Source organism: Rubrilithobacter danxiaensis (assembly GCF_047272945.1).
Taxonomy (GTDB): domain Bacteria; phylum Bacteroidota; class Bacteroidia; order Sphingobacteriales; family Sphingobacteriaceae; genus Rubrolithibacter; species Rubrolithibacter danxiaensis.
The window spans coordinates 93,314-110,976 of sequence record NZ_JBKOPS010000008.1 but is presented as its reverse complement, the minus strand read 5'-3'; the positions used below and the strand labels follow the sequence as shown (position 1 = coordinate 110,976).

Annotated in this window: 14 protein-coding genes; 8 read left to right on the top strand and 6 right to left on the bottom strand. The window is 39.5% G+C overall.

Going from position 1 to position 17,663, the window contains the following annotated elements; genetic code table 11:
- Window positions 1-36: 36 nt before the first annotated feature.
- From ACLCDL_RS12115 to ACLCDL_RS12095, 5 genes are all read left to right on the top strand, one after another.
- On the top strand, window positions 37-1,542 hold the full coding sequence (locus ACLCDL_RS12115; RefSeq protein WP_423148568.1) for a SusD/RagB family nutrient-binding outer membrane lipoprotein: 1,506 nt from the start codon (window positions 37-39) through the stop codon (window positions 1,540-1,542).
- A 134-nt stretch (window positions 1,543-1,676) separates the two neighbouring features.
- Window positions 1,677-2,216: a redoxin domain-containing protein gene (locus tag ACLCDL_RS12110; protein WP_423148567.1), complete on the top strand. Its 540-nt coding sequence runs from the start codon at window positions 1,677-1,679 to the stop codon at window positions 2,214-2,216.
- A 1-nt stretch (window position 2,217) separates the two neighbouring features.
- Window positions 2,218-3,534 carry a cytochrome c gene (locus tag ACLCDL_RS12105; RefSeq protein ID WP_423148566.1) on the top strand — a complete coding sequence of 439 codons (1,317 nt, stop codon included), beginning with the start codon at window positions 2,218-2,220 and terminating at the stop codon, window positions 3,532-3,534.
- 7 nt (window positions 3,535-3,541) lie between these two features.
- On the top strand, window positions 3,542-6,889 hold the full coding sequence (locus ACLCDL_RS12100) for a VCBS repeat-containing protein (protein WP_423148565.1): 3,348 nt from the start codon (window positions 3,542-3,544) through the stop codon (window positions 6,887-6,889).
- A gap of 2 nt (window positions 6,890-6,891) precedes the next feature.
- A complete protein-coding gene (locus tag ACLCDL_RS12095; protein WP_423148564.1) occupies window positions 6,892-8,247 on the top strand; it encodes a vanadium-dependent haloperoxidase in 1,356 nt (451 codons plus the stop codon).
- A gap of 277 nt (window positions 8,248-8,524) precedes the next feature.
- On the opposite strand, the gene ACLCDL_RS12090 is transcribed toward ACLCDL_RS12095, so the two are convergent.
- From ACLCDL_RS12090 to ACLCDL_RS12080, 3 genes are all read right to left on the bottom strand, one after another.
- Complete coding sequence (locus ACLCDL_RS12090) at window positions 8,525-8,851, bottom strand: DMT family transporter (RefSeq protein WP_423148563.1); 327 nt, start codon at window positions 8,849-8,851, stop codon at window positions 8,525-8,527.
- A gap of 140 nt (window positions 8,852-8,991) precedes the next feature.
- Entirely contained in the window at window positions 8,992-9,828 is an 837-nt protein-coding gene (locus tag ACLCDL_RS12085; RefSeq protein ID WP_423148562.1) for a ferritin-like domain-containing protein, read from the bottom strand.
- A 10-nt stretch (window positions 9,829-9,838) separates the two neighbouring features.
- Window positions 9,839-10,552 (bottom strand): ferritin-like domain-containing protein, encoded by a 714-nt coding sequence (locus tag ACLCDL_RS12080; protein ID WP_423148561.1) that lies wholly within the window; start codon window positions 10,550-10,552, stop codon window positions 9,839-9,841.
- A gap of 219 nt (window positions 10,553-10,771) precedes the next feature.
- Here ACLCDL_RS12080 and ACLCDL_RS12075 point away from each other — a divergent pair, with 219 nt between their 5' ends.
- The gene (locus ACLCDL_RS12075; RefSeq protein WP_423148560.1) at window positions 10,772-11,743 is read left to right on the top strand and encodes a polyprenyl synthetase family protein; all 972 of its coding nucleotides are present in this window, start codon (window positions 10,772-10,774) and stop codon (window positions 11,741-11,743) included.
- A gap of 1 nt (window position 11,744) precedes the next feature.
- Window positions 11,745-12,815 carry a TerC/Alx family metal homeostasis membrane protein gene (locus tag ACLCDL_RS12070; protein ID WP_423148559.1) on the top strand — a complete coding sequence of 357 codons (1,071 nt, stop codon included), beginning with the start codon at window positions 11,745-11,747 and terminating at the stop codon, window positions 12,813-12,815.
- 4 nt (window positions 12,816-12,819) lie between these two features.
- Here the strand turns inward: ACLCDL_RS12070 and ACLCDL_RS12065 are convergent, their stop codons facing one another.
- Genes ACLCDL_RS12065 through recJ form a run of 3 tightly spaced genes read right to left on the bottom strand, consistent with a single transcriptional unit; the run spans window position 12,820 to window position 16,785 of the window.
- Window positions 12,820-14,331, bottom strand: a complete 1,512-nt coding sequence (locus ACLCDL_RS12065) for a GH3 auxin-responsive promoter family protein (protein ID WP_423148558.1) — start codon at window positions 14,329-14,331, stop codon at window positions 12,820-12,822.
- Between the two features lie 9 nt (window positions 14,332-14,340).
- Window positions 14,341-15,075, bottom strand: coding sequence for an LPS export ABC transporter ATP-binding protein (lptB, locus tag ACLCDL_RS12060; RefSeq protein WP_423148557.1), 735 nt, complete (start codon window positions 15,073-15,075; stop codon window positions 14,341-14,343).
- Window positions 15,076-16,785: a single-stranded-DNA-specific exonuclease RecJ gene (gene recJ, locus ACLCDL_RS12055; protein WP_423148556.1), complete on the bottom strand. Its 1,710-nt coding sequence runs from the start codon at window positions 16,783-16,785 to the stop codon at window positions 15,076-15,078.
- Between the two features lie 97 nt (window positions 16,786-16,882).
- Here recJ and ACLCDL_RS12050 point away from each other — a divergent pair, with 97 nt between their 5' ends.
- Entirely contained in the window at window positions 16,883-17,653 is a 771-nt protein-coding gene (locus ACLCDL_RS12050; protein ID WP_423148555.1) for an MBL fold metallo-hydrolase, read from the top strand.
- Window positions 17,654-17,663: the final 10 nt, after the last annotated feature.

Sequence of the window (17,663 nt, the reverse complement as noted above, 5' to 3'; positions counted from 1 at the left end):
TGCATTGCACTAATATCATGTAAAAAGCAGGATTTTGTGGATATAAACGCAGACCCGTCTGTTTTATATACTATTTCTCCTGAAGATCAGTTTTTCTCGGCAGCCAGCGGCATGCAGGATGACTTTGAGTGGTACTATGACAATTACCGCCGTATTATGCCGTGGATGCAACAACTTACTCCTACTAATGGTAATACCAATAACTTTACCCGCGATGTAAGTAATTTCAATACACGGTATGGAAAAGTATATTATGGAAGGGTAGGTCCCCGTTTGGCAGATGTAACCCATCTGATAGATCAGTTACCGGCAGAAGAGCAGGCAAAACGAGCACAGCTACGTAGTATAACTGATATTTTTATGGGATACTATGCGTTCTATGTTTCTGATATAAACGGAAGCATTCCTTACAGCGAAGCATTTCAGGCCCGTTACGGAGGAACACTTACTCCTAAGTACGACGATCAGTTAACTCTGTTTACAACTATTGATCAGCAGCTTAAAGATGCTGTAACGGCCTTAAAAGCAGCCCCTGCTGTTGCTCAGGTTTCGCTGGTAAATAAAGATCTTTTCTTTAACGGCGATGCTTCTAAATGGATAAAAGCAGCTAATGCACTGCGCTTACGCATTGCCCTTCGCTGGATGAAACAAGACAAGGCAAAAGCTCAGTCAATTGCTGCTGAAGTAGCGGCAGATGCCGCAGGTTCAATGAATTCAATTGATGATTCATGGGTATTTGAAGCAAACTATACTTTTGCTGCAGCCGGAAGTAACTGGAGTCCAATTGATTTAAGAGCTCCAAAACCTACTGTAGATTTCATGAATGCAAATAGCGACCCTCGTATCCGTTTATTTTATACTAAAAACGTTAATGGTGATTATGTTGGAAGCTTTACAAGTCCTGACGCTGCAAAGGATCCTGCAAATGCTGCATTGTATGACACACCGGGATTATTATCAAATATTCAGCCCCGTTTATTCTCTGCTGCAGAAAATAGCGGTACCGGAATTAACTTCTTCCCACTGATTACTTACGCAGATTATTGCTTTATGCGTGCAGAAGCTGCTGTGCAAGGTCTTACTGCTGATAATGCCTCAACCTGGTACACTAATGGTGTAACTGCATCTATTCAATTTTACGACAAAAAGGCTGCTGCTGCTCAAGTTGAAGGCTATGTTAAAGTAGACCAATCTGAAATTGACGCTTATTTAAATCAGGCGGCAGTTAAGTTTGATGCTGCTAAAGCACTAAATCAGATTGCTTCACAAGCTTATATTGACTATTACAAAAACCCTAATGAGGCCTGGGCTTTATACAAAAGAACCGGAATGCCAAACAACAATACCGTTCTGCAATTAGCAGTTTTGAAGTCAAACAATGTTGCAGTCGAAATTCCGAGAAGGGCTCCTCTTACATTGGGCGTACCTACCGACATGAATTACGAAAATCAAAAAGCAGCGTACGAAGATATGGCTAAAAACCCTGATTTCGGACAAGGTCCTAATGATGCGTTTGGCCGTGTATGGTGGGATAAGAAATAATTTATACTGTTCAGGTTAAATAGTAATCGGAAACTTTTAGTGAAAAACCCCGTAATTACGGGGTTTTTCACTAATTTACAGTGTTTATTTGTGAGGTGAATATGAAGTGTATTACGTTTCTCTGTGTGCTTGTTATGATGAGTTTGACATTAACAGCACAGCCATTAACAGTTTATTCTGTAAAAAAAATTAGTTCAGTAACTCTGCTAACCTTATCAGGCAAACAAAAGAAGTTAGTAACAGACAAACCTACGGTATTTGTTTTTCTTTCTACCGATTGTCCTTTATGTAAGAACTATGCCAGAGTATTAAATACCCTTAAATCAGATTTTCCTGAAATCCGTTTTTATGGGATCTTTCCCGGGAAAACCAGCCTGGAAGCAATCAAGACTTACCAGAAAGACTACAATGCCGGATTTGAATTACTTTCAGATCCTTCTAAAAAATTAACAAGCTACCTTCACGCTACTACAACTCCACAGGCAATTTTAATCAATACAGCCGGAAATTTACTTTATACGGGTCTTATCGATAATTGGGCATTTTCATTAGGTAAGCAGAGGCAGGTGGTAACAGAACACTATCTGAAAACTGCTATTAAGCAATTTCTAAATAAGGAACCAATAGAAACAAAAAGTACAAAACCGATAGGCTGTTTAATTAATGATATTTGAAATGAAGAAAGTTGTATTTTTTTGTTGCGCCCTTGTAGGAATATTCAAATTTTGCTATGCGCAAAAAGTTACGTTCACTAAAGATATTGCACCAATTATACACACTAAATGTACCCCGTGCCACCGTCGGGGAGAAGCTGCTCCCTTTTCGCTTATAACATATGAAGATGTGGCTAAAAGGGCTTCTTTTATTAAAAAGGTTACTCAAAGTGGTTATATGCCTCCCTGGAAGCCTGATAATCATTATAATTCCTATCAAAACGACAGGTCTCTGACTCCGGATCAGGTGAACAAAATTGCGAAATGGGTAGATGCGAAAATGCCAAAAGGACCGGGAGGAAAGGATGAAGATAAAATTTTAAGTAATTATATTCCCGGGACACAATATTCTCGCAAGCCAGACTTAGTGCTTAAAACCACTAAACCTTTTTTAGTAAAGGGCGACAATCAGGAACGTTTTGTTGTATTTAAAATTCCGTTTGAGCTGGCAGGTGAAGTACCTATTGAAGCTATTGAGTTTATCAGTAACGAAAAAAAGATCATTCATCACGCAAATTTTGGGTTTTACCCGGTACCCGATAAATCAATTGATATACACAACACAGTTGATCATATTAATCTTACAGATGAAGATCGCTCGCAGTACAGGCAATATTTACCATATAAGAGGCAGATGACTTATTACGGCGGATGGATTCCTGGTACAAGCTATGAATCTTATCCTAAAGACTTCGGGTGGGTTCTTCCACAACGGGGCGTATTGCTGCTAACCATTCATTATGCACCGGTAGGTAAAGATTTTGAAGAAATATCAGGTGTAAATATTTTTTATAAAAATAAGCCTGTTACACGAAAAGTAAATGTCATCAGTTTAGGATCAGCAGGGATTGGAGAAAAGCAAATAACACCTGATTTTATCATAATGCCCGATTCTGTTTCTAAGTTTCAATTAAAAATTACCACCCCACAGGATCAGTCGCTCATGTATATATGGCCTCATATGCATTTGTTGGGCAAAGAATTTAAATCTTATGCGGTAACTCCGGCAGGGGATACTATTAAACTGATTCACATTCCTTCATGGGATTTCCGGTGGCAGGAAATTTATAAGTTTAAAAAGCTCGTGAAAATTCCAAAAGGCTCTGTACTAACTATTGAAGGAACTTACGATAATACCAGCGATAACCCCAATAATCCACATAATCCTCCCCAAATGGTTTTCTCCAGCAACGATATGAAATCGACCGACGAGATGATGACCATGATTATGATCTTTATGCCTTATAAAGAGGGGGATGAGAATATAGAACTTGATTGATCCTGTTATGAATAGAAAAAAACCTGAGGTGTTTATACTGTTCTTTACTATACTGCTGCTTACAAATTTACAATCAGAAGCGCAGACGCTGTTTTCACTTGTTCCCGCTAAAGATACTCATATCGACTTTGAAAATAGGCTGATAGAGAACGACAGCTTACATGTAATGAATTATGAATACTTGTATAACGGAAATGGGGTGGGAGTAGCCGATTTCAATAATGACGGTTTAAACGATCTGTTTTTTTCAGCAAATACCACATCTTATAAGTTATATATAAATAAAGGCGGCTTTAAGTTTGAAGATATTACCGTCAAAGCCAATGTAAAAGGAAATGGAACCTGGGCAACAGGGGTAAGTATTGCAGATGTAAACGGTGATGGATTACCCGATATATACGTTTGCCACTCAGGGAAATATCCTGCATCCAAACTTAGTAACGAATTATTTATTCACCAGGGAGTAAAGGACGGGCATCCTGTATTTAAGGAAATGGCAAAAGAATATGGACTTGACGCTCCGGGAACTCAGTCAACTCAGGCTGCTTTTTTTGATTACGACCGCGATGGGGACCTTGATATGTTCCTTCTTAATCATTCTAATCATACGTACAATCCCCTGTTAAATACCCGCAAAATACGGGCTACTTTTAGTAAAGAATTTGGCAACAGGTTGTTTCGTAATGATGTAAAAAATGGTATTTGTACTTTTCAAGAGGTTACAACGGAAGCCGGTATTGTTAATAACCCCTTGAATTTTGGTTTAAGTGTAACTATCAGTGATTTAAATAAAGACGGATGGCCCGATATATATACTACCAGCGATTATTCTGAGCAGGACTATCTTTACATCAATAATAAAGATGGGTCTTTTAAAGAAAGCATTCGAAATGCAATGGGGCATATTTCGAAATACGCGATGGGAGCAGACATTGCCGATTATAATAACGATGGTTTGTCGGATGTTATCACCCTCGATATGCTTCCCGAGGATAATCACCGCCAAAAGATGCTCAGAGGGCCGGATGAATATGATATGTACCATTTGTTGGTGGACAGCGGATATTATCATCAGCAAATGCGGAATATGTTACAGTTAAACTCAGGCGCAGGCCCCGACGGAACTCTTCATTTCAGCGAGATCGGGCAGCTTGCAGGTATTTCTAATACCGATTGGAGCTGGTCAGCTCTGCTTGCCGATTTTGACAATGACGGCTGGAAAGATTTGTTTGTTTCCAATGGCTATCTGCGAGACTTTACCGATATGGATTTTCTTAAATATACGGTAGCAAATGCACAGAAGGACGCTTTGAAATCGGGTACTGTCGTATTTAAAACGTACGATCTGGTAAAAAAAATGCCTTCTAACAAGCTCCACAATTATATTTTTCAAAACAACCACAATCTTACTTTTACAGATAGGAGTACTTCCTGGGGTATAGATGCACCTTCTGTTTCTAACAGCAGCGCTTACGCAGATCTGGATAATGACGGTGACCTGGATCTTATTGTGAATAATATTAACGAGCCGGTAATGATATACCGTAATAATGCAGAGCTATTAAATTCTGGATATATACGCATCCAGCTTATAGGTAAAGGAATGAACACTTCCGCACTGGGTGCCAAGGTATATATAGAAACCGATTCAGTTACACAATATCAGGAGAAATATGGAGTCAGGGGTTATCAGTCAAGTGTTGATCCTGTACTGCTCTTCGGCCTTGGAAAATCAGCTACAATCAAATCAGTTCGAGTTATCTGGCCGGATGGTAAGGAGACACATCTCCATAACCTGAAGGCAAACCAGCTTCTTACTCTTAAACAAGCAGATGCACATGAAACAGCCAGTTCGACCATTGTGCCTCCACCTCTTTTTACAGATGTAAGCCGGCAGTCAGACATTTCGTTTAAGCATACTGAAAATCAGTTTATTGATTTTAAAGGGGAGCCTTTAATGCCGTACCAGTTATCAAAAATGGGTCCGGCACTGGCAAAAGCAGATGTAAATAAGGATGGATTTGAAGATGTTTTTGTGGGAGGAGCAATTGAGCAATCGGGTAAACTGTTTTTGGGAAAATCAGACGGACGTTTTGAGCCGGCACCAGTGCAGCCCTGGGAAAAGGATGCAGCTGCTGAAGATGTAAATGCTGTTTTTTTCGACTCTAATAAAGACGGCAATCTCGATTTATGGATAGTAAGCGGAGGTAATGAATATGATAACGGCGCTCCCGAATATCAGGATCGCTTATATCTTGGAGATGGAACAGGACAATTTACTAAAGCTGAAAACGCACTGCCGCAGATGTTGAGCAGTAAGCAGGCTGTTGCTGTGGCAGACTTTGATAAAGATGGAGATGAGGATATTTTTGTGGGAGGAATGGGACTTCCCGGTTCATTTCCATTATCTTCAAGAAGCTGGCTGCTGAGAAATGATCTGATAAACGGTGCTGTAAAATTCACAGATATCACTTCTGATCTTTCCGACGGCTTGGTCAATCCCGGTATGGTAAGCAGCGCCTGCTGGCAGGATATAGACGCAGATGGTTATCCCGAATTAATTATCGCCGGTCACTGGATGCCGATTCGAATATTTAAAAATTTAAAGGGAAAGCTAACTGATATTTCTGAAAGTGCAGGACTGAAAAATACGGAAGGCTTATGGTCTGCAATAATACCTGCGGATGTAAATAGCGACGGTAAAATGGATTTTATTGCGGGTAATTGGGGCTTGAATAATCAGTTCAAAGCTTCGCCGGATATGCCTGTAACAATTTACGCTTCCGACTTTAATAACGACGGAGCCCTTGATCCTGTGATGTCTTATTATATACAAGGTAAAAATTATCCTTCTGCCTCTCGTGATGAATTGCTTGATCAGATTGTGCAGATGCGGAAGCGCTTTGTAAAATATGCTGATTATGCGGATATAACAATCGACGAACTATTTAGTAAAGAACAATTAGAAAAATCAGCGAAGCTTTATTGTCGTGAGCTCGCTTCATCTATACTTCTGAATGATGGAAAGGGTGCCTTTCAGATTAAGCATTTGCCCGTTGAAGCACAATTTTCAACCGTATTTGTGGTACTGTGGGACGATTTTGATAAGGATGGAAAAAATGACCTGTTGCTTTCTGGCAATTTTTATCCATACCGTGTACAATTGGGTAAGAATGATGCAGGGCATGGCTTATTCCTGAAAGGGAATGGAACAGGTGAATTTAGCAAAGCTGACGAAAGCGGGTTCTACGTGCCAGGAGATGTGCGTGGAATGATTCAGATAAAAAGCAAATCTGGAAAGAATAAGATAGTTATTGTGAAAAATGACGATTATGTTCAGGTTTTAGAATATTAAAAATGAAAGTATTTAAAGTACTTATTTTATTGTTGTTTGCCGGTAGTATTTCTGTTAGTGCACAATGGGAAAAGCATGAAACAGATGCATTTGCCCTTCACCGATCTCAAAAAGCGGTGTCAAATATTATCGTTCATGATGTTTTTTCGCCACCGGTAGCCAGCAGGATTTTTGCTTATGCAAATATTGCCGCCTATGAAATTCAGGCAAAGCAGAATAAAAAGTATGTAAGTATGGGCGGGCAGATAAACGAATTTAAGGGCATTGCTGCTCCGAAAAATGCTGAGTTAAGTTATTCAGTTGCCGCAACTTTCGCGTATTTACAGGTTGCAAAAAGGCTGGTTTTCTCTGAAGACATGGTTAGTGACAGCATCAAAAGCATTTTGAAGTGGTACACATCTAAAGGTTATCCGGAAAAGGTAATCCAAAATTCATTAACATACGGGCAATCTGTTGCTGACTCTATAATAGCCTATGCATCAAAAGATCATTATGGGGAAACGCGGCGCATGAGGAGATACGCATTTATAAAGCAGGAGGGTAAGTGGCAGCCAACGCCTCCCGGATATATGGCAGCGGTAGAACCAAACTGGAATAAGATAAGGCCTTTTGTAATGAATAGTCCTGATCAGTTTAAGCCTCTCCAGCCATTTGCCTACAGTACAGATAAAAAAAGTGACTTTTACAAATCAGCATATGAAGTGTATCTGGCAGTAAACCAATTAACCGCTGAACAAAGGCATATAGCTAGTTTTTGGGATTGTAATCCCTTTTTTTTGAATACACAGGGGCATCTTAATTTTGCTACAAAAAAGATTTCGCCCGGGGCTCATTGGATGTCTATAGCTGGCATCGCCCTCACAAATAAACATGCAGATTATATGAAGTCTTCAGCAGTTTATACTTATACTTCGCTTGCTATATTTGACGCATTTATCAGTTGCTGGGATGAGAAATATCGAAGTAATTATATAAGACCGGAAACCTTTATTAATGCCCACATTGACGAGAGCTGGAAGCCTCTTCTGCAAACACCCCCCTTTCCCGAATATCCCAGTGGCCATAGCGTAGCTTCTACAGCCGCAGCAACGGTGCTAACCGCACTTCTGGGAGATAATATTGTCTTTGATGATAATACAGAAACTGACTATGGTTTACCTGTTAGAAAATTTCCTTCTTTTATTGATGCCGCTAACGAGGCAGCAATAAGCAGATTATACGGGGGAATACACTTTCGTGAAGCTATTGTTAACGGGCAAAAACAAGGTAAAGCGTTGGGCGATTTTATAGTGCAAAAGATTAGGGTTACTGCAAATCAACCTATTCAAACTACTTTACTGGATTTTACTACTCATTAAAATTTACAGGATTTGGAATAAAGTAAGGGTTAGACGGGGAATCTAACCCTTTAACTACTTAAATCAAAATATGCTTTTATAATAACTGATGCAAGTATAGGAACTTTTTTAATTTTTTTAAAAAGATTTTTAATTTTTATGATATGTTTCCAGTAATACTGAAATACTGTGATAACTTTAATAGTTTAAAATCAAACCAGAGTCTATCCAACTACAAAAGCAAGAACATGATTATAGAGATTTAAAGAAACTATCAGAACCGATAGTTTTAGTCTACTTAGTTTGAAACAAACTTTAACCCTGCAATAGAACTTATTAGGGTTGCAATAAAGAATAAGCGCCAGAAATCAGAAGGTTCTTTAAAGAATACTATTCCAACCAGTACAGTGCCAACAGCACCAATTCCCGTCCAAACGGCATAGGCCGTTCCCATAGGTAATGTTTGAGTTGCCTTGTATAGCAAAAGCATGCTAATTGAAAGACTGATAAAAAAGCCTACTGTCCATAAAACAGAGGTAGTTCCCGCTGTTTCTTTCGCTTTTCCCAGGCAGGTGGTAAAGCCTACTTCAAAAAGGCCTGCAATAATTAGAATTATCCAATTCATGGTCGGATAAAGGTATAAAAATTATCAGGCAGTTGTTGCTTACAGCGGATATTAAGAAATAAAAAAGGGTTTTAAATAAACTTAAAAAAGTGGAAGGCCTATCAATACCTTCCACCAGCTATCTATAAACAATCTACTGATTAAACGATAAAAGGGTTCACTATGGCCAGGATTTGTTCTTTGGTTAATGGTTCATCGAAAGCTTCAGAGGCTGCATCCGCTGAAATTTCAAATCCGTTGATATTGGTAATCTCTACATTCGCCTGTTTAGTATTCTCTTCACCATCATACGAAGCTTGTACTGCAGCGCCAATTCCACTCTCTTTCCCGGTAATCCACGGCTTTACATCTGCACCCCGAGCTTTACGCATTTGCCGGATATGAGATGCATGGCGAGCTTCTACCGAATGAATGTTTAAGGCTGCTTCCAGTATCGCATTTTGCTGAACCAGGGCTGGCGCTTGTCCTTTGTAAGCACGTACCCCCGTGTCTTCAAAAGTTTGCGCTACCGCCAAAAAAAGATCGTAATTGGTGTACACATCTTTAAAAGGACCGTTTCCGGATCCGTTTCCTGCAGAAAAATCAAATGTTGGCTTGCTAACCGGAGTGGAGCCTAAAGCTGTAATAGTGCTTTTTAAGAAGTCAACATGTGCTTTTTCATGATCGCGGATAGCGGCAATAGCTCCCTGGGCAGGGCCGGCAGGAATTAATGATGGATTAACTGTAAAAGCATTCTGATAAAACTCATTTTCCAGATATTCCAGTGTGAGTGCGAACTGCAGCACATCAATTACAGAATTAGCTGTTTGTCCATACGCTTTTTTAAACATCGAACCTAAAGCCAATGGCAACGATGCAAGGGCTATTTTAGAACCAAAGGCTGTAAAACTTTTTAATACTCTTCTTCTGGGGCTTAAACGCTCGTATATATCAGCGTCTGTTTTTTCTATTTCTTCAATTATATTTAAAATATTCATGGTGATAGTATTAAGATGGTAAGTTTGATGCGTTGATAGAAGTTTTAATAAAAGATTTCGCGATAGCCAATACTTCGGCTGGAGATCTGGAAGTATCAAGGCCGTTGCTATTAACAACACTGCTGTCCGCAAAAGTGCCGTTTGTTATCAAATCACGGATTAAAGCCGCATGCCTTGCTTCTACAGATACAATTTTACCGGCAAGAGTAAGGTAATCTGCTGATTGAATCAACTTCCCGGCACCGTTATAAGCAGAAACGCCTAAATCTTCAAATGCTTTAGCTGTCGCCAGTACATTGTCTCTGCTGCCAAAGTCTATTCCAGAAAAGTTTACTTCCAATGCGGGTATTGCTTTACTTCCCAGGGCAGTTTTGAAAAATTCTCTGTGTGCAATTTCATGATCACGTATATCCGCCAAAAGAGCTAATTCGTTATTACTTATACCACCATAAGGAGTATCTGAAACCTGTTTGTAAAAAGCTGCTTCTAGTTGTTCAAGCGCATAAGCATAATTCAATATGCCAATGTCTCCGCTTCCCAAATCTACACCACCAGTGTTCATAGTTGGATTACTGTCTTTTTTACAGCCTGCAGCAATTAGAGCAATTGAAGCAACTCCTGCTCCGGTGAACTGCAGAAATGAGCGCCTTTGGAACTTTTTTGATAAGAAATTGCTCTCATCCTGCAAAAGTTCTCTTTCCTTGTCTATTAAGGGATTTGTCATGTGAGGTGAAGTTTAAAAGGTTAAAAATTCTTGTTTAACCTTACCTACGGATATTTAAACTAAGCAGATTTTTTTTAAATGCTTTTTTTAGGTTAAGACTGATCTTAATCGCTTAAAAGCAGTAAAAGGGTTGTGAACCCTGCTTTATCGGGCTTCGTATTTTATTTTTTTAGGTTATGTTTGCACTGATTATTCAGCGTAGCTGAAAGTAGTACTTCAATGTTAGATCTTGATAAGATAAAGAAACCGATTGAGCATGAACTGGATGTTTTTGAAGAAAGATTCAAATCGTCCATGCAGAGTTCAGTTCCTCTTCTTGACCGTATTACCCATTATATTGTAAAGCGTAAAGGGAAGCAGATTCGGCCCATGTTCGTGTTCTTTTCTGCCGCTATATGCGGGGGAATAACGGATGCTACTTACCGCGGGGCTGCCCTTGTCGAATTGCTTCATACTGCTACACTTGTTCACGACGATGTAGTGGATAACTCCTACGAACGACGCGGCTTTTTTTCTGTAAATGCATTATGGAAAAATAAAATCGCTGTTTTGGTGGGTGATTTTCTGCTCGCAAAGGGAATGCATCTTTCCTTGCAGAACCAGGATTTCGACTTGCTGAAGATTGTAAATAATGCCGTTCAGCAAATGAGCGAAGGTGAATTGCTTCAAATGGAAAAAGCAAGAAGGCTGGATATTGATGAACGGGTATATTATGAAGTTATACGTCAAAAAACAGCTTCTTTGATCGCATCCTGTTGTGCTTGCGGAGCCGCTTCTGCTGCTGCCACTTCTGATGTAATTGAGAAAATGCGTTTGTTCGGCGAAAAAGTAGGTATGGCTTTCCAGATTAAGGATGACCTTTTTGATTTCGGGACAGACGATGTTGGAAAACCCCTGGGTATTGATATTAAGGAAAAGAAAATAACACTGCCTTTGATTTACGCGTTAAATAAAGCGGCTTACAGCGAAAAACGACACATTATAAATCTCGTAAAGAATCATAACGAAGATGCCCGGAAGATAGAAGAAGTAATTTATTTTGTACGGAACAGCGGGGGACTTGCTTACGCAGAAATGCAGATGCATCGTTTTCAGGAAGAAGCTTTTGAAATTTTAAACGAGTTTCCTGAACGTGAATTCAGAACAAGTTTAGAGCAATTGGTACGTTTTACTACAGAAAGAAAAAAATAGCATGTCAAATGAAGTAGTATTTTTTGGTGGATTCATGTTATTCATCATCCTGATGCTCTCCATTGATCTTGGATTGTTTAACAAGAAGGATCATGTGGTGAAGTTGAAAGAAGCGGCAATAATGAGTTTCATCTGGGTGTCTTTTGCACTCGGTTTTTATTTTATTTTATTAGCGGAAGGGCAGGAGCTTCATGGTATTACAAACCTCGATCAGTTGAAGCATATTGTGCAGGAAAACAAGCATAATATTACCTTAATCCCTGATAATTTTTCCGCCAGTATCCATTTATATAACCAAAACCTGGGTCTTGAATTTCTGACAGGATACCTGGTTGAGTACGCCCTTTCAGTTGATAATATCTTTGTCATGGTACTTATTTTTACCGCTTTTGGGGTAGAAGAAAAGCTATATCACCGCGTGCTGTTCTGGGGTATTGTGGGCGCCTTGCTGATGCGTTTTTTGTTTATTTTTCTTGGGGCTACATTGATTAACCAGTTTGAATGGATCCTATACGTTTTCGGTGCTTTTCTGCTTTATACAGGAGTAATGATGCTTTTCCAAAGGGATGAGGATCAGAAAATTGATCCGAAAAACCATAAAGTAGTGCGTTTGGCATCTAAGTATTTTGCCGTTTATCCGGGATTTTCCGGGAATAAATTCTTTATTAAGCAGAATGGGAAAAAGATGGTAACCACCTTATTCCTGGTATTGCTTATTGTTGAATTTACCGACCTTATTTTCGCGGTTGACTCCATTCCAGCAATTTTTGCTGTAACAAAAGATCCTTATATTGTTTTCTTCTCTAATATTTTCGCTATTCTGGGTTTACGGTCGATGTTCTTCCTGTTGGTGAACATTATCCATAAATTCCATTATCTCAAAATAGGACTTGCATTTTTGCTGATCTTCATCGGTGTGAAAATGCTGGCGCATTCATGGCTGGCGCAAATTGGTTTTACAACCATGCATTCCCTTATTCTGATCGTGTTAATTCTTACAATCAGTATAGTTGCCTCGTTACTTTTTCCGAAAAGAAAGCATCTGCAGCATACAGATTCGGCAAAGCATTGATTGATTACTTTAGTAATTCGAGAATTTCTTCTACATATTTTCGTTCGTTTGCCAAACGCGGAACTTTATGCTGACCGCCTAATTTTCCGCGATTTTTCATCCAGTTATAAAAAGTTCCGTCAGGAGCTACATGTATTAAAGGCCGTCGCAATGCCATGTCTTTAAAACGTTTCGCATCGTAATCAGAGTTAACTTCTCTTAGCGTGTTGTCCAGGTAATCGGTGAACTTTTCGATATCAGTGGGTGTATGTTCAAACTCAATGATCCATTCATGGCCTCCGGCTTCATTCCCTTTAAAATAAATAGGGCATGCTGTATAATCCCGGATGCTTGCATTTGTTTCTTTACAAGCCTTTGTAAGTGCCTTTTCGGCGTTGTCAATGATCACTTCCTCGCCAAAAGCATTTATAAAATGTTTTGTTCGCCCGGTAATTTGAATCCGGTAGGGAGAAAGTGAAGTAAATTTAATAGTATCTCCGATCAGGTATCGCCACAAACCACCATTGGTTGAAATTACCAGCGCATAATTTTTATTTAGTTCTACTTCATCAAGAGTCAAGGTTGCAGGGTTTTCCTGGTCCATATTCTCCATAGGTATAAACTCATAAAAGATGCCGTAATCCAGCATCAGAAGCATTTCGTCTGAATTAGACTGATCCTGTATTCCGAAAAACCCTTCAGAAGCATTGTAAGTTTCCAGGTAATACATAGAATCTGAAGGTATAAGCTGTTTGAACTGATCGCGGTATGGAGTAAAATTTACAGCGCCATGAATGTAAAGTTCAAGGTTTGGCCATACTTCAAGTAAGTTGCTTTTTCCGGTCATTTCAAGCAAGTACTTTGCTAAAACTACGGTCCATGTTGGTACACCTGAAATATTGGTAACATTGACATTTACGGTAGCTTCGGCCATTTTCTTGATCTTTTCCTCATAATTATCCATCAGTGTGATGGCCATATCAGGAGTTCTGTAAGCTTCTGCCCAGAACGGAAGGTTTTTTATAATTACTGCCGAAAGGTCGCCATAATAGATATTATTTTTCATCTGGCTTACCTGATGACTACCACCCATTGCAAGAGACCTTCCTGAAAATATCTGAGCATCCGGGCGGTTATTACAGTAGATGGAAAGCATATCTTTGCCCCCCTTAAAATGGCATTCATCCAGCGATTCTTTGCTTACAGGAATAAATTTACTCCTGTCGTTTGTTGTTCCGGACGATTTGGCAAACCACTTTATTTCTGAATGCCATAAGATGTTTTGTTCTCCATTCAGCATTCTTTCTATATAGGGTTTTAAAGAATCGTAGTTTTGAAGCGGGATACGCTCTTTAAACTGGCTGATGGTATCTACGGACTTATAGTCGTATTTCTTACCCCATTCCGTGTCCATAGCATCGGATACCAGGTGCTGAAAAACTTCTTCCTGTACTTCATGCGGGTATTTAATAAAAAGCTCAATCTGGTGGATTCGCTTTTTCATAAACCAGTTGAAGATTGAATTTACAATTGGCATAGAGAACGTTTAGATTTTCTTTTTTCTGAGCTCAAAGTGCTGGCCCAGGTAAAATTTCCTGGCCATTTCATTATTTGCAATTTCTTGTGGGGTACCTCCAAGCATAATTTTCCCTTCTGTAAGCAAATATGCCCTGTCGGTTATTGAAAGGGTTTCCTGCACATTATGGTCTGTTATTAAAATGCCAATATTTCTTAGTTTTAATTTAGCTACTATAGACTGAATTTCTTCTACCGCAATCGGGTCAACGCCGGCAAATGGTTCATCCAGTAAAATGAAATTTGGGCTTGCTGCAAGCGCTCTAGCAATCTCAGTCCTTCTGCGTTCCCCTCCCGAAAGCAAGTCGCCTCGATTTTTTCTTACCCTGTTAAGGCTGAATTCTGAAAGCAGTTCTTCTAATTTGTCTTTCTGTGCTTCTTTGCTCAGGTCAGTCATTTCTAATACCGCCCTTACATTATCTTCTACAGAAAGTTTGCGGAAAACTGAAGCCTCCTGAGCTAAATATCCAATTCCCTTCTGTGCCCTCCGATACATAGGGTCTGAAGTTATATCTTCATCTTCTAAAAAAACGTGCCCTTCATTTGGTTTAATCAAACCCACAATCATATAAAAGGAGGTGGTTTTTCCGGCACCGTTTGGCCCAAGCAAACCTACAATCTCACCTTGCGATACGTGGAATGAAACATTGTTTACCACCGTACGCTGTTTGTATTTCTTTACTAAATTTTCTGCTTTTAGTATCATTTATTTTTGTGAGGCAATCCGAATACCTTTAACATTCAATTGAATAGTACGTTTTTCTTTCCAGATATTTTCTTCAATTGTATAACAAATATCAAAAGGCAGGCCCTTTTTTATAATGGGTAAATAATCACCTAATCCAAAACCTATACAATCAAACAGGTTTGAATCATCCTGCTTTATCACCATTTTTAAATGGTTATTTCCTACAATTGCCGGCTGGCCAAAAATAAAAACATTTTCGCTATGTAACACAGGAGCCATATTTCCGGGTCCGAAAGGCGCAAACTGATTCAGTATCCTGAAGAATTTTGGATCAATCTGTTTAAGGCGTATCATGGCATCAATAGAAATTTCCTGTGTTAATAATTCTTCAGGTATAGTGCTTGCTACAACTTCTTCAAACCGTTGCTGCAGGGCAGGAATATTTTCAGGCTTGATAGTTAAGCCGGCAGCGTATTTGTGGCCCCCGAACTGTTCGAGCAGATCGCTGCACGAGTTTAAAGCTTCGTACAGGTCAAATCCTAAAACCGAGCGAGCTGAGCCGGCTGCATGCCCGTTAGATTGGGTAAGCACAATGGTAGGACGATAATATTTTTCAGTTAACCTGGATGCAACAATGCCTATAACCCCTTTATGCCAGTTTTCGTTAAAAACAACGGTAGTTTTGCGGTTAATTAAAGCAGGATCAGCCTGGATCATTGCCAAAGCCTGCTCAGTTATCGAGCTGTCATGCTCTTTACGCTCGGTATTTTTAACGTTTATAAGCAGTCCCCGATCTCTGGCAGAAACATGATCGTCGCAAATTAAAAGATGTACTGCATGTTTGGCGTCATCAATACGGCCTGCTGCGTTTATTCGAGGGCCTATAAGAAAAACGATATCAGAAATAGTGAAATTTTCTTTCCTTCCGGCCAGTTCAATCAGCGCTTTTACACCTGCGCAGGGCGATGAGTTCAGCTTCTTTAAACCATACCAGGCCAGTACACGGTTTTCTCCGGTTATGGGTACAATATCCGATGCAATGCTTATGGCAACCAGGTCAAGGTAGCATTCAATCTCCGAAAAGGGAATGTTGTTTTTTTCACTATATGCCTGGATAAGTTTAAAGCCTAATCCACAGCCTGAAAGTTCTTTATATGGATAGCTGCAATCTTTTCTTTTGGGATCTAAAACCGCAATCGCTTCAGGAATAGTTTCCCCCGGCAGGTGATGGTCGCAGATAATAAAATCTACTCCTAAGCTATTTGCATAGGCTATTTTATCGATTGACTTAATTCCACAATCTAACGCGATAATCAGGCTGTAGCTATTTTCTGCAGCATAATCAATCCCTGCAGTAGAAATACCATAACCTTCTTTATACCGGTCGGGAATATAAAAATCAAGTTTTTTATGGTACTTTCTGAAAAAGCCGTAAACCAGAGAAACTGCTGTAGTACCATCTACATCGTAATCGCCGTAAACAAGAATCTTTTCTTCGCGAAGAATTGCTTTTTCAATTCGCAAAATTGCCTGTTCCATATCCTTCATTAAAAAAGGATCGTGAAGATGACAGATGTCTGGCCTGAAAAAACAACGGGCCTCCTCAAAGGTAGTAATGCCGCGGCTAACAAGAATGCGGGCAAGTGTATGATCTATCTGCAGTGATTGCATTAAATCATTTACCGCGTCCAGGTTTTTAAGTTCCTGTTCTACCCACCTTTTTTGCATATCTTTGTTTACTTTAAATGGTAAATATAATACTTAATCAGTATTCTTTACTTACTGAATTCTTAACCCATTCATTGTCTTAATAGTATATTTTATCGTGAAAATATTCCCGCTGTTTGAAGGTTCTTATTCTGTAGATAGCTCTAAAAAGTTTATTCCTTTTGATCCGGATATTCATCAGGCTAAAGATCGACCTGCTTCGCTGTTTATTTATGTGCAGCCGTTTTTGGTAAAAACAGCTACTGATCTAATAGTTTTTGATACGGGTCTCGGCTTTAAAAATGATGCCGGGAAAATGGTGATCCATGAAAATATAAAAAAGGCCGGCTTTGATCCGGAAGATGTGAACCTGGTTTTAATGTCGCATCTTCATTTTGACCATTCGGGTGGAATGGTTCAGGAAAGCATGGGAAAATATGAGCTAAGCTTCCCCAATGCGGAATATGTAATTCAACGAGGGGAATGGGAAAGCGCTTATAGCAAGCCTTCAAAATCATATCGTACAGAAATTTTTGACGTGGTGCAGAGGAGTGGCCATATTCATTTTGTTGAGGGGAGTGGCAACTTAACCGAATATATAAGTTATGAACTTACCGGAGGCCATTGCGAATATCACCAGGTTTTTTTAGTGAAAGATGGGGAAGAAACTTGTTTCTTTGGCGGAGATATTCTTCCGGAACCTGAGCAATTACTCAGAAAATTTAAGGCCAAATACGATTTTGACGGAGCAAAAGCAATGGAATTAAGAGAAGAATATGGAATAAGAGCCGCAGAGGGTAACTGGACCTGTTTGTTTTATCATGCAAAAAGCAAGGCTGTCGGAAAAGTACAATTTGAGAATGGTGCTTTCAGGATAGTAGCAGTGTAACGCAAACAGG

Coding starts and splice junctions, on each gene's coding strand:
- ACLCDL_RS12090 (WP_423148563.1), bottom strand. CDS start 8,851: ATGAATTGGATAATTCTAATTATTGCAGGCCTTTTTGAAGTAGGCTTT.
- ACLCDL_RS12085 (WP_423148562.1), bottom strand. CDS start 9,828: ATGAATATTTTAAATATAATTGAAGAAATAGAAAAAACAGACGCTGAT.
- recJ (WP_423148556.1), bottom strand. CDS start 16,785: ATGCAAAAAAGGTGGGTAGAACAGGAACTTAAAAACCTGGACGCGGTA.
- ACLCDL_RS12095 (WP_423148564.1), top strand. CDS start 6,892: ATGAAAGTATTTAAAGTACTTATTTTATTGTTGTTTGCCGGTAGTATT.
- ACLCDL_RS12110 (WP_423148567.1), top strand. CDS start 1,677: ATGATGAGTTTGACATTAACAGCACAGCCATTAACAGTTTATTCTGTA.
- ACLCDL_RS12075 (WP_423148560.1), top strand. CDS start 10,772: ATGTTAGATCTTGATAAGATAAAGAAACCGATTGAGCATGAACTGGAT.
- ACLCDL_RS12065 (WP_423148558.1), bottom strand. CDS start 14,331: ATGCCAATTGTAAATTCAATCTTCAACTGGTTTATGAAAAAGCGAATC.
- lptB (WP_423148557.1), bottom strand. CDS start 15,075: ATGATACTAAAAGCAGAAAATTTAGTAAAGAAATACAAACAGCGTACG.
- ACLCDL_RS12080 (WP_423148561.1), bottom strand. CDS start 10,552: ATGACAAATCCCTTAATAGACAAGGAAAGAGAACTTTTGCAGGATGAG.
- ACLCDL_RS12070 (WP_423148559.1), top strand. CDS start 11,745: ATGTCAAATGAAGTAGTATTTTTTGGTGGATTCATGTTATTCATCATC.
- ACLCDL_RS12105 (WP_423148566.1), top strand. CDS start 2,218: ATGAAGAAAGTTGTATTTTTTTGTTGCGCCCTTGTAGGAATATTCAAA.
- ACLCDL_RS12100 (WP_423148565.1), top strand. CDS start 3,542: ATGAATAGAAAAAAACCTGAGGTGTTTATACTGTTCTTTACTATACTG.